At 73.6% G+C, this 12724-nt stretch carries 9 protein-coding genes; 8 read left to right on the top strand and 1 reads right to left on the bottom strand.

Annotated features, from left to right (window positions below; translation table 11 throughout):
* The first annotated feature begins 297 nt into the window (after positions 1 to 297).
* Genes ACIPWA_RS07725 through ACIPWA_RS07695 form a run of 7 tightly spaced genes read left to right on the top strand, consistent with a single transcriptional unit; the run spans position 298 to position 7875 of the window.
* Positions 298 to 1518, top strand: a complete 1221-nt coding sequence (locus ACIPWA_RS07725; protein WP_400289274.1) for an inositol-3-phosphate synthase — start codon at positions 298 to 300, stop codon at positions 1516 to 1518.
* Positions 1515 to 2561, top strand: coding sequence for an SCO3242 family prenyltransferase (locus ACIPWA_RS07720; RefSeq protein ID WP_068626166.1), 1047 nt, complete (start codon positions 1515 to 1517; stop codon positions 2559 to 2561). The genes ACIPWA_RS07725 and ACIPWA_RS07720 overlap by 4 nt, the downstream gene beginning before the upstream one ends.
* Complete coding sequence (locus ACIPWA_RS07715; protein WP_400289272.1) at positions 2558 to 3514, top strand: sugar phosphate isomerase/epimerase family protein; 957 nt, start codon at positions 2558 to 2560, stop codon at positions 3512 to 3514. Before ACIPWA_RS07720 ends, ACIPWA_RS07715 begins: the two co-directional genes overlap by 4 nt.
* Positions 3511 to 4305, top strand: a complete 795-nt coding sequence (locus tag ACIPWA_RS07710) for an EboA domain-containing protein (RefSeq protein ID WP_400289270.1) — start codon at positions 3511 to 3513, stop codon at positions 4303 to 4305. Before ACIPWA_RS07715 ends, ACIPWA_RS07710 begins: the two co-directional genes overlap by 4 nt.
* Complete coding sequence (locus tag ACIPWA_RS07705) at positions 4305 to 5183, top strand: TatD family hydrolase (protein WP_056645150.1); 879 nt, start codon at positions 4305 to 4307, stop codon at positions 5181 to 5183. Before ACIPWA_RS07710 ends, ACIPWA_RS07705 begins: the two co-directional genes overlap by 1 nt.
* A complete protein-coding gene (gene eboE / locus ACIPWA_RS07700) occupies positions 5183 to 6472 on the top strand; it encodes a metabolite traffic protein EboE (RefSeq protein ID WP_400289269.1) in 1290 nt (429 codons plus the stop codon). Before ACIPWA_RS07705 ends, eboE begins: the two co-directional genes overlap by 1 nt.
* Entirely contained in the window at positions 6469 to 7875 is a 1407-nt protein-coding gene (locus tag ACIPWA_RS07695; RefSeq protein ID WP_068626173.1) for an alkaline phosphatase family protein, read from the top strand. The genes eboE and ACIPWA_RS07695 overlap by 4 nt, the downstream gene beginning before the upstream one ends.
* 220 nt (positions 7876 to 8095) lie before the next feature.
* Here ACIPWA_RS07695 and ACIPWA_RS07690 read toward each other — a convergent pair whose 3' ends face one another.
* On the bottom strand, positions 8096 to 11674 hold the full coding sequence (locus ACIPWA_RS07690; protein WP_068708617.1) for a S8 family peptidase: 3579 nt from the start codon (positions 11672 to 11674) through the stop codon (positions 8096 to 8098).
* 363 nt (positions 11675 to 12037) lie between these two features.
* On the opposite strand from ACIPWA_RS07690, the gene ACIPWA_RS07685 reads away from it, so the two are divergent.
* A complete protein-coding gene (locus tag ACIPWA_RS07685) occupies positions 12038 to 12718 on the top strand; it encodes a hypothetical protein (RefSeq protein WP_400289266.1) in 681 nt (226 codons plus the stop codon).
* Positions 12719 to 12724: the final 6 nt, after the last annotated feature.

The raw sequence follows: 12724 nt of genomic DNA, 5'->3' as shown, positions 1-12724 counted from the left end.
CCCTGACCGCCGGGGGTGACGCACCCGGGTGCCGGGGGTGACGCGAGAGCGTTGCTCCCGGCACCTTTCTTTTGCCGCCATTTCCAAGACTCCACGGCAGAACCCTCCGGCTTTTGATTGACCATCGACAAAAGGGGGGTTAGGGTCAGGCCACGGCCTCGGCCCGGACAGCAGGAGCACGTCGCGCAGCAGCGAGAGTGCGCCCACCGCCGGGCTCGCAGGCCCGTCGGGGGCGACGAGGCCCTCGGCTCGCCACATCGACCCCGGTCCCCGGGGTCGACGGGACCAGGAGCGACGATGCACCTTTCAGCCCACCAGTCGACGTGGAACCACGGCCGCACCGGCATCTGGTTCGTCGGGGCCCGCGGGTCGGTCGCCACGACCGCGACCCTCGGCCTGGCAGCGATCGCCTCGGGACTCTCCGCCCCCACCGGCTGCGTCACCGCGCAGGCCCCGCTCGACGACGTCGCCCTGCCGGCCTTCGCGGACCTCGTCGTGGGCGGCCACGACATCAGCGACACGCCCCTCGGCAAGAAGGCCGAGCAGCTCGTCGAGGCCGGCATGATCCCCTACCGCCTCCTCGAGGCCGTACGCCCCCAGCTCGACGTGGTCGACGCGGACATCCGCCCCGGCTACGACGCGGCCCACCGCACGGGCTCCCAGGCCGCCGCGGCCGAGGCGCTCGCAGCCGACATCGTCGACTTCCGCGAGCGCCACGGCCTGGCCCGCGTCGTGGTCGTCGACCTCGCCTCGACCGAGCCGCTGCCGGCCCCGGCCCCCGAGCTCGAGGACCTGGACCTGCTGCGCGCGGCCCTGCAGGACCCCGAGCGCGAGGTCCTGCCCGCGAGCTCGGTCAACGCGTACGCGGCGCTCCTCGCGGGAGCCCCCTACGCGGGCTTCACGCCCTCGGCGAGCATGAACCTGCCCGCGCTGCACGCGCTCGCGGCCGAGCGTGGCGTGCCGTTCGCGGGTCAGGACGGCAAGACCGGGCAGACGTGGCTGCGCTCGGTCCTGGCACCGGCCATCACGGCCCGCGGCCTGCGGGTCCTGTCCTGGGCGGGCTCGAACCTGCTGGGCGGTGGCGACGGCGCGACGCTCGCGGACCCGCACGCTGTCCAGAGCAAGCTCGTGTCGAAGAACCGGGGCCTGCAGGACCTGACGGGCAGCACGGTCACCCCGCTGCACATCGACAACGTCCCGGACCTCGGCGACATCAAGGTCGCGTGGGACCACATCCACGTCGAGGGCTTCCTGGGCTCGCGCCTGACGCTCCAGACGACGTGGAGCGCGTACGACTCGATGCTCGCGGCGCCCCTCGTCCTGGACCTGGCGCGTCTCCTGGCGCTCGCCGACGCTGCGGGCCTGTCCGGTCCCGTGCCGGAGATGGGCTTCTTCTTCAAGGACCCGTGGGGCTCGGACGTGCACTCGTTCGCCGAGCAGTCCCGCGTGCTGGGCGTGTGGGCGCACCGGACGAGCGTGCAGGCGGACGCAGTTCAGGCAGGGGTCGACGAGCCGTGACGCTGCGCGACTACCTCGACCTGGTCCGTGCTCCTGCGGTCCTGTCCGTGGTGGGGGACACCCTGGCCGGGGCGGCCGCGGGTGGGCGGCTGGGCTCGGCACGCACGGTGCGTGCCGGGGACGTGCGGGCGTGGCGGCTCGCGCTGCTGCCGCTGTCCTCGGCCTGCCTGTACGCGGGCGGCATGGCGCTCAACGACTACGCGGACCGCGAGCTCGACGCGGTCGAGCGCCCCGAGCGCCCGCTGCCCTCGGGGCGCGTCTCGCCGGCCCAGGCGCTCGGCGTCGCGACGGGCCTCACGGCCGCGGGCCTGACGCTCGCGGCGGCCGGGGGAGGACGACGGTCGTTCGTCCTCGCGCTCCCGCTGGCGGCGAGCGTGTGGACGTACGACCTGGTGGCGAAGAACCACGCGTCCGGTCCGGTCGTCATGGCTGCCTGCCGCGGCCTCGACGTCCTCATGGGGGCGGGCGCCGGGAGGGTCCGCGCCGCGCTCCCGGCCGCGGCCGCGCTCACGGTGCACACCGCGGGCGTGACGGTCCTCTCGCGCGGCGAGGTCCACGGCACGACGCCGCCCGTCGCGGCCGCCGTGGCCGCGGGGACGGTCGGGGTCGCGGGGGCCGTGGCGGTCGGCGCGCTGCGGTCGCTGCGCTCCGGCCCGACGGCGGACCTCGCCTCGGCCGCAGCCCTCGCCCCGGTGGGTGGCTCGGCACGCCCGACGGCGGAGCCCGCCCTCGGGCGGTCCGGTGCGGGGCGGCGCGCACGCGCCGTCGTCCCGGCGCTCGCCGCGCTCGCGTCGGCCGGGGTCTACGCGGCCTCGTGCCTGCCGCAGCAGGCGCAGGCGGTCGGCGCGCCCGACGCCGCGAACGCGTTCGCGGCGACCAAGGCGGGCATCCGCTCGATGGTGCCGCTCCAGGCGGCGCTCGCCGCGCGGGGCGGGAGCCTGGGCTCGGTCGCGGTCCTCGCCGCGGTCGAGGTCGTGGGTCGCGCGCTGCGCGCCAGGAGCCGGCGCAGTACGAGCCCGAACCCGGGGCTGAGCGAGTCATGAGCCCCTCGACCAGCCCCTCGACCAGCCGCTCCACCAGCGCTGGTGCACCACCGTTCACCCTCGGGTACGGCACCAACGGCTTCACCGACCACCCGCTCGACGTCACGCTCGACGTGCTCGCGCACGAGGGCTACGGTGCCGTGGCGCTGACGCTCGGGCACCCGCACCTGGACCCGTTCGCGGACGACGCCGACGTGCAGGTCGCGCGGCTGCGCGAGCGTCTCGACGACCTGGGCATGCGCGTGGTCGTCGAGACGGGCACGCGCTTCCTGCTCGACCCGTTCCGCAAGCACCACCCGACGTTCCTCGATCCCGACGAGGACCTCGCGGACGTCCGGGTCCGCTTCCTGTGCCGTGCGGTCGAGGTCGCAGCGGGCCTGCGCGCCGAGTGCGTGTCGTTCTTCTCGGGGGTCCTGCCCGCGGGCACGACGGCGGAGGCCGGCTGGGAGCGCCTGCTCGCCCGGCTGCCGCGCGTCGTGGCCCACGCCCGCGAGCACGGGGTCCGGATCGCGCTCGAGCCCGAGCCCGGGATGCTCGTCGAGACCGTGGGGGACGCCCTGCGGCTGCGCGAGGACGTCGGGTCGCCCGCCGAGCTGGGCCTCACGGTCGACCTGGGGCACTGCGTGGTCGTCGAGCCCGACGGCGTGCGCGGCGCGCTGCTCGCCGCGGCGCCGCACCTGCTCAACGTGCAGGTCGACGACATGCGGCACACCGCGCACGAGCACCTGCCGTTCGGGGACGGAGAGCTCGACCTGTCGCTCGCCCTCGGCACGCTCGGCGAGATCGGCTACACGGGCGTCGCAGCCGTCGAGCTGCCCCGCCACTCGTACGACGCCCCCGGGCTCGCGCACCGCAGCATGACCGCGATGACCGAGGCCTGGGCCGCGTGGAGCGCGACCGACCAGACCTCTCCGACGACCACCGCATCCGCACCCCAGGAGGCACTCCGATGACCACCCCCGACCTGACCGCCGCACCGGGCGCCACAGCGACGGCGGGCCCGCCCGCAGCCGGTCACCCCGACGCCCTCGTGGGCCTGCTCACCGACGAGCAGGCCGCCTGGCTGGCCACGGCCTGCGGCGAGATCGCCGCGGACCCGGGCTCCGCCGTCGGGCACCTGGCACGGGCCGGGCGGGCCGTGGGACGCACGTCCCTCGACCCCGACCTGGACCCCGCCGGGGTCCTGCACGGGACGCTCGACGACGCCGCGCGCGCCCGCCTGGTCGTGGCGCTCGCGGACGCCCTGCCCACCGACGGCGAGTCGCTCGCTGCACGCCTGACCGAGACCTACCAGCGCGGGGACACGCCCGAGCGGCGCGGCGTGCTGCGCGGGCTCGACGCCCTCACGCTGGCCGGGCAGCCCGACGGCGCCCTGGCGCCCGCCGTGGTCTGCGCCGGGACGGCGCTCGCGGCCGACGCCCTGCGCGCCAACGACCAGAGCCTCGTGGCCGCCGCGGTCGGGCCGTTCGCGGCAGCCCACCTCGACGACCACGCCTGGCGCCACGCTGTCCTCAAGCTCGTCTTCATGGGCGTGAGCCTCGACGCGGTCGCCGCGCTCGACGAGCGCGCGGACGACGAGCTCGCGCGCATGGCCCGCGACTTCGCAGCCGAGCGCCGGGCCGCGGGGCGCGTCGTGCCCGAGGACGTCGCCCGTATCGCACCCGGGGCGCCCGACAGGACCGGCGCCCCCACCCTGCCCACCGTGCCCACGACCTCTCACGCGAACCACAGCAAGGACGCCTGATGCGCATCTTCGACCCCCACATCCACATGACCTCGCGCACGACCGACGACTACGAGGTCATGTACGCCGCGGGCGTGCGCGCCGTCGTCGAGCCCGCGTTCTGGCTCGGCCAGCCCCGCACGACCGTCGGGTCGTTCGTCGACTACTTCGACGCGCTGCTCGGCTGGGAGCGGTTCCGGGCCACGCAGTTCGGGATCCGCCACCACGCGACGATCGCCCTCAACCCCAAGGAGGCGAACGACCCGCGCTGCACCGAGGTGCTCGACGAGATCCCGCGCTACCTCGACAAGGACGGCGTGGTCGCGGTCGGCGAGGTCGGCTACGACTCCATGACCCCCGCCGAGGACGAGGCGTTCACGCGCCAGCTCGCCATGGCGATCGACGCGGCCCTCCCCGTCATGGTCCACACCCCGCACCGCGACAAGCTCGTCGGGACCCACCGCACGCTCGACGTGGTGCGCGAGTCGGGGATCGCCCCCGGGATGGTCGTGGTCGACCACCTCAACGAGACCAACGTCGCGCTCGTCAAGGACGCCGGGGCATGGATGGGCTTCTCGGTCTACCCCGACACCAAGATGGACGAGCACCGCATGGTCTCGATCCTGCTCGAGCACGGCACCGAGCGCGTCCTGGTGAACTCGGCCGCGGACTGGGGGCGCTCCGACCCGCTCAAGACGCTCAAGACCGGGCGCGCCATGCTCGCGGCCGGGTTCACCGACGACGAGGTCGACAAGGTCCTGTGGCGCAACCCCGTCGAGTTCTACGGGCAGTCCGGCAACCTGCTGCTCGACCCCGTGCCGGGGTTCGTCGAGGGAGAGGCGCCCGCGGCGAGCGCGAGCTTCGAGGGCAGCTCGGTGCTGCGCGGGGCACGGGTCTGATGCTGCTGTCCTACTGCACCAACGTCCACCCCGCCGAGGACCTCGACGGGGTGGTCGAGCAGCTCGCCCGGTACGCCGGGCCCGTGCGCGAGGCCGCAGGGCTCGACGTGCTCGGGGTCGGGCTGTGGCTGCCCGCCTCGCTCGCGCACCGGCTCTCGGCCTCGCCGCGCGCGGCCGACGACATGGCCCGGCTGCGGGCCGCGCTCGACGAGCACGGGCTGCAGGTGCACACGCTCAACGCGTTCCCCTACGGCGGGTTCCACGACGACGTCGTCAAGCTCGCGGTCTACTCGCCCACGTGGGCCGACGCCGAGCGGCTCGCCTACACGCTCGAGTGCGCCGAGGTCCTCGCGGCCCTCCTGCCCGACGGCGTGGACGGGTCCATCTCGACGCTCCCGCTCGCGTGGCGCGAGCCGGGCGGGGAGCCCTGGTCGCCCGCGCAGGACGCGATCGCGACCCGGGCGTTCGAGGAGCTCTCGGACGGGCTGCGCGACCTCGCGGCCCGCACGGGCAAGGTCGTGCGCGTCGCGGTCGAGCCCGAGCCCGGCTGCGTGCTCGACACGGTCGAGGACGTCGTGACCTGGCTCGAGGCACGTACCGGCGGGGCGGGCGAGGCCGAGGCGGAGCGCCCGGGGCGCCCGGGGCGTGTCGGGGGCATCGACCCCGCGTTCGTCGGGGTCTGCCTCGACACGTGCCACCTCGCGGTCTCGTTCGCCGACCCGGCCGCGGCCGTCGCGCGGATCACGGGGGCCGGGCTGCGCGTGGTCAAGGTGCAGGCCTCGGCCGCGCTCCACGTGGCCGAGCCGTCGGCACCCGAGGCGCGTGACGCCGTCGGGCAGTTCGTCGAGAAGCGCTACATCCACCAGGTGCGCGAGCTCGCCCCGAGCGGCGACGTCCTGCCCGTCGACGACCTGCCCGACGCGCTGGGCGACGGTGACGCGCTGCCCGGGCTGCCGGGGGACGGCCCCTGGCGCGTGCACTTCCACGTGCCCCTGCACCACGAGCCCGCCGCACCCCTGACCGCGACGACCGACGTGCTGCGCGAGGCCGTCGAGGCCGTGCGCGCAGCGCCCCACGGCGACGAGGCGCACCTCGACGTCGAGACCTACACGTGGGCCGTGCTGCCGCCCGACTCGCCGGCGTTCGGTTCTGCCGGGGCCGTCGAACCGCTCGTGGGAGGCATCGCCGCCGAGCTGCGCTGGGCCACCGACCATCTGCTCACCCCCGGTGCTGCCCCCGGCCCCGTGGAGACCGTGACCATCCCCGCACCCTCAGGAGTCCCCGCATGAAGCCCGTGCTGCTGCTCGACGTCGTCGGGCTCACCGAGAAGGCCCTCGCCCACATGCCCCGCCTGCGCCAGATGGCCGCGGGCGGCTGGCAGACCCAGCTCGCGACCGTGCTGCCCGCGGTCACGTGCAGCGTGCAGGCGACCATGATGACGGGCCTCGCGCCCGCCCAGCACGGAGCCGTGGGCAACGGCTGGTACTTCCGCGAGCTCGGCGAGGTGTTCCTGTGGCGCCAGCACAACAAGCTCGTCGAGGGCGAGAAGATCTGGGAGGCCGCACGCCGCTCGAACCCCGACCACCGGACCGCGAACGTCTGCTGGTGGTACGCCATGGGTGCCACGACCGACGTGACCGTGACCCCTCGGCCGATCTACCACGCCGACGGGCGCAAGTCGCCCGACGCGTACATCCGCCCGCCCGCGCTGCACGACGAGCTCACGGGCCGCTTCGGCGAGTTCCCCCTGTTCACCTACTGGGGCCCGACCGCCGCGATCGCGTCCTCGGCCTGGATCGTCGACGCGACCCGCCACGTCCTGCGCACGCACTCGCCCGAGCTGACCATGGCCTACGTGCCGCACCTCGACTACGACCTGCAGCGGTTCGGCCCCGACTCACCAGAGGCCGACGCCGCGGCCGCCGAGCTCGACACGGTCCTGGCCCCGCTGCTCGACGACGCGGCCAACAACGGGATCGCGGTCGTCGTGGTCTCCGAGTACGGCATCGCCGAGGCGAACCGGCCTGTGCACCTCAACCGCATCCTGCGCCGCGAGGGCCTGCTCGAGGTCTACGTCCAGGACGGCAAGGAGCAGCTCGACCCGTGGACGTCCAAGGCGTTCGCGGTCGCCGACCACCAGGTCGCGCACGTCTACGTCGACGACCCCTCGCGCCTCGCGCGCGTCGCCGACCTGCTGCGGGCCGTGCCCGGCGTCGACGAGGTCCTCGACCGCGAGGCGCAGGCCCGCTACGGGCTCGACCATGCGCGCTCGGGCGATCTCGTGGTCGTCGCCGAGCCGGGAGCCTGGTTCACCTACTACTTCTGGCTCGACGACGCCCGCGCGCCCGAGTACGCACGCGGCGTCGACATCCACCGCAAGCCGGGCTACGACCCGGCCGAGCTGTTCTTCGATCCCGCCGACCCCCTGGCCAAGGCCAAGGCCGGCCTCAACCTCGTCAAGAAGAAGGTCGGGCTGCGCTACGCCATGAGCACCGTCCCGCTCGACGCGTCCTACGTGCGCGGCACGCACGGTCGGCTGCCCGACTCGGCAGCCGACACCCCGCTCATCCTGTGCTCGGAGGCCGAGATCCCGGCGTCGGTCGCGGCGCTGGTCGAGCGCGGGGGACAGGTGCCCGCCGCGGCGATCAAGGGGCTCGTGCTCGAGATGCAGAACCTGGGCGTCAAGGTGTAGGGGCCCGTCGCCCCCTGGTGGGCACAGAGCTGTCAGGACGAGCGTGAACATGGGGCCACGCTCGTCCTGAACGGTCCCTCGGTGTCTTCTGGACCCGGGGACGCCAGAAGGGCGCGACCCGTGGGTCGCGCCCTTCGTCATGCACGCTGCTCCGGGGATCAGGGTCGGCGTGACCGCGAGGTCACGCCGACCCTGAGCACTCTCTGGAGCGGTCGAGGCCTCAGCCGCAGCTGATCGCCTCGTACCCGGCCTCGAACGGCGTCGTGACCTTGACGCCGTCGATGACCGCAGTGCCCGTGACCGTCGCCGCGCCGGCGCCGATCGAGACCTCGCGCGAGTTGAACGACTGCGACGCGGACTTGCCCGGCGCGACGTTCTTGAACGTCTTGGTCCCGAACGGCGTCTCGACCACGACGTCGGCCTTGACGTCACCGTCGTTGACCGCGCGCACCGAGACCTGCGCCTTGCCCGACACGCAGCGCGACTGCGCCGTGACCGAGAGCTCGACCGACGCGTCCAGGGTGGAGACCCCGACCGTCTGCCAGCGCTTGGCCGCCGTGGCGTTGTGCAGGTGCAGCAGGAGCAGCTCGCCCGTGCCCGCCTCGGTGGCCGCGGCCGACCGGTTGACCGTGACGGGTGCGTCGTCGGCGCCCACGAACAGGAGCTGTCCGCCGCCGCTGAACCAGTACGCGGGGTCGTACGGGTCGCCCGTGAACGGTCCGACCCGGTCGATCGACTGGTCGGGCTGCGTCCCGTAGTACGAGTACGTCGCGACCGTGAACGACGGCACGGTGCCCGGCTCGATGCCGAGCTCGCCGATCGCGATCGGCACCACGAGCACGTTGCTGTCGAAGACCGACGTGTCGACGTTCGCCCAGACCGAGTTGACCGGCTCGAGCAGCACGCCCTCGCCCGCCCCGTACTCCTCGCCGTCCGGACCGGTCCAGTCCTTGAGCGTGTACGTGGTCGCCAGGGTCAGGTCCGACTCGTTGTACTTGCGGACCACGGTCTCGAACTCGGCCGAGCCGTCACCGTCCACGTCGGTCTCGACCGACGGGAACATGACCCCACCGAGCGAGGCCCAGTCACCGTCCATGGCCACGCCGATGCCGATCCGCCCCGCGCCCGGGTCGTCGCCCGCGGCCGCGTACTGCGGCGCGCTCGACGTGAAGCCGACAGCGCGGATGTCACCCGACGCGACCGCCGAGGCCGAGGAGCCTTCGGCCGCGTCGGCCTCGAGCCGCGGGCTCGTCGCCTTGAGCTCGAACGGCGCCACGAGCGACGTCCAGCCGCCCGAGGCCACGCCGCGTCCGTCGAGGTCGAGCTCGGCCGACGTGTCCTGGTTCAGGAACGTGACGTCCTTGCCCGTCAGGTCGCTCACGAGCTTCGGCGCTGCCTGGACCGGGACGCGCAGCTCGCTGCCCGACTCCGGCGTCAGGACCAGGCGACCGGTGAGCATGCCGACGAAGTCGCGCGGCACCCCCGAGGTGGTCGCGGCCGACGTCGGGTCGAGCTGCTTCGCGAGCGTCGCCGGGTCGGCCGTCAAGGTCAGCGTGACCGTCCGGGTCTGCCCCGCGGGGATCGTGAGGTTCGCGGGCGAGACCGTGACGGTCGCGCCCCCTGCGGAGCTCGACGTCGTGAACGCCGCCGCGTACTTCACGGTCTGCGAACCCGTGTTCTGCACGTCGACCGTGCGGCGCTCCTTGACGGTCTTGTCCGCCACGGGCACGAGCCCGTACGACACCGAGACCAGCTCCTTGTCCTGCGCCGAGAAGGCGAGGGTCGAGTTCTTCACCGCGTCGACCGCGTCCACGCGCCCCGACCCCACGCGCTCGGGGCCGTACGCCGTGCCCGTGCCGCCCTGACCCGTCCACACGTCGTGCGAGGCCGTGTTCATGACGGCCGTCTTGACCTGCTGCGCGCTCCAGCCCGGGTGGGCCTCCTTGACGAGCGCCGCGATGCCCGCCACGTGCGGGGTGGCCATCGACGTGCCCGACTTGATGCCGGGCTGCGTGAGACGACCCGAGGCCACGGACGAGATCCCCGTGCCCGGTGCGGCGACGTCGGGCTTCACGACGCCCAGCGAGCCGTGCACCCCGCGCGAGGACCCCGCGTTGAGCGTGTCCCCGATCGCGGGGATCTCGACGAACGACGAGTTCGCGAGCGACGGGCCCAGTGTCAGGACGACGCCGCCCGCCTCGATCGCCGGACGCAGCGCGTCGTGGCTCGGGCCCGTGAGCTGCGCGCCCGGGATGCCCGCGTTGCCCGCGATCCCGGCCGCGAAGACCTCGAGCTCGGAGGACAGCAGGACGCCGACCGCGCCGGCGGCCTGCGCGTTGTTGAAACGCGCCGCGCTCCCGCACGCCCGCGTGGCGTCGTCGTCGTCCCAGTAGAGGAACGCGATCTTGCCCGCCGTGGCGGTGGCCTGCGCCGGTGTCAGGGGCGTGCACCCGCTGACCGTGGCGCCCAGGAACGCGACCTCCGCGGTCACGTCGGCGTCGCCCGCGTAGCTCTGCGAGTTCTGCGCGGGATAGGAGCCCGCGACGCCCGCCGGGGCCGTGACCTCGACGCCGTCGAACGTCTGGGTGTTGCCCACCGAGTTCGCGACCGTGAGCGAGGTGCGCGCGTTGCCGGGGGAGCCGCCCACGTCGGTCACGTCGCCCGCGTTGCCCGACGCGACGACCGCGAGCGTGCCCAGGCGCGAGAGCTGGTCGATGAACAGGTTCTCCGGGTCGTCGGCCGGGCTGTTGTCCGAGCCGAGCGACAGGTTCACGATGTCGAGCCGGTCGGACAGGTCGCCGTCACCGTCGGGGTCGGCCGCGAACTCGAGCGCGTCGACCACGACGTTCGTCGAGCCGCCGAGGTCACCGAAGACCTTGAGCGCGTACAGGCCCGACTCGGGGGCCGAGCCCGGCCCGACCGTCCAGTCGGAGATGTCGGTGAGGGTCGTGTAGTCGCCGTCGAACGTCGTCCCGTCAGCCAGGACGCCGTAGCCGCCCGTCGTGCCCGCGACGTGCGAGCCGTGACCCGAGCCGATCGTGTCGAGCGAGTCGATGGGGTTCTCGTCCGGGGTGGGGATCAGCGACGTGCCCGGCACGGTGCCCGACGCGTCGTAGTCGTACCCCGCGAAGTCGTACCCGCCGAGGTACTTGGCGTCGTCGAACGTCCCCGCGGGGACGGGACCCTGGCCCTTGACGCCGTACGCCTCGTCGTAGGCGGCCTGCGTGCCCGGGCCGCCGAAGCCCGCGTGCGTGTAGTCGATGCCCGTGTCGATGATGCCGATCCGGACGCCCTGCCCCGTGTAGCCCGTGCTCTGCCACGCCTCGAGGGCCCGCGTGAACGCGTCGGTGCCCTTGTTGGAGGGCGTCTTGGGGACGATGCGGTAGACCGTGACGACCTTGTCGTCACCTGCCAGGGCCCGGACCTGCTCGGCGTCACCCGTCACGACGACACCGGGGACGAGCTTGCTCGTGACCGACACCTGCTGGGGCGCGCCCGCGGCACGGGCGCTGCGGGCGTTCGTCTGCGCGGGGACGACGCTGTCCGCGAGCTGCTCGACGACTGCCTGGTTGTCCTCGACCTGCGCGGCGCTCGCGCCCTGCTCCGACAGGTCGACCCCCGAGGGGGTGTCGAGCTGGACGAACGCGGTCACGGTCCCGGAGGACTCGGCGAGCGACGGGGCGACCTTGCCCTGGTCGAGCGCGAGCGACTCCGAGGACTGCGAGGTGAGGGTGGGGCCGGACGGGCCGGCCGGGTCGGACGGTGCGGACGCGGCGGGCAGCGCTGAGGCCGCGACCACCGCCAGTCCAGAGACTGCAGCTAACAACGAACGGTGCTTCATCGACACTCATTTCCCCGGTACGGACCGGTGGCGTTGAAGGTGCTTGGTGTTTCCCCCGTTGCGGTCGCCGACGGCTGTGTGCAGACGACCGTGCCTGCACGCTATAGGGGAAGCCGTGCGACCGCGCGTCACGCGGGCCCGGGGCAACAGATCCGGGGGCTGTGGGTGAACACAGGGGACAAACGGGACACGACTCCGACCTGCCCCTAGGATCGGTGCGGGGGCGTGGGACGAGGTTGTCCCGCTGTCGGTCCTCACCCACGTGTCGGTCCTTCGCGAGGTCGCGAAAGGCTCCCGGCCCACGCTGTGAAGGAGCACCACATGTCACGACGCATCACGCGCTTGGCCGCCGTCTCGGCGGTCGTCCTGGTCCTCGGGGGGATCGGTGGGGCACCGGCCCTCGCGAGCGGTCCCGACCTGACGTCGCAGGGATTCCCCACCGACGACCAGGTCTGCACGGTCATCGCGCAGCCGACCCCGGCCGGGCAGGACATCGCCCTGACCCCCGCGCCCACGACCGCGTGCTTCGACACGCTCGGCGAGGCGCTCGAGTCGGTCTCGGGGGAGCCCGTGACGGACCCGCGCGTCCTCGCGGGGGACATCACGGCCCTGCGGGGCTACGCGAACGAGCAGGCGGCCAAGGCGGCGGCCGCGCCCCGGGCGGCGAGAGCGGGCACGGTCACGACCGCCGCCGCCAGCTCCATGATGCTGGGCATCGCGTACAAGAACACCAACCAGACCGGTGGCGCCAAGGTCTTCTACGGCAGCAGCGGCTACGGGTGCATGACGGGCAACACCTACGGGTTCCCCAAGATGTCGGCCTACCTGATGAACAACAACATCAGCTCCATGGCGACGTACGCCCGGTGCTGGTCGACGCTCTACGACGGCGAGAACTACTCGGGCACCACGACCAACTGCGTCCCGCTGTGCACGAGCCTCGGGTCCATGAACGACCGCACCTCGTCGATCGTCTTCCGCCCGGAGGGCAACATCGGCTGACCGGGA

It is taken from the genome of Oerskovia enterophila (assembly GCF_044748475.1).
In the GTDB taxonomy this organism is placed as follows: Bacteria; Actinomycetota; Actinomycetes; order Actinomycetales; family Cellulomonadaceae; genus Oerskovia; species Oerskovia enterophila.
The sequence above is the reverse complement of the archived record's forward strand: the minus strand, read 5'-3'. Positions and strand labels throughout refer to the sequence as shown.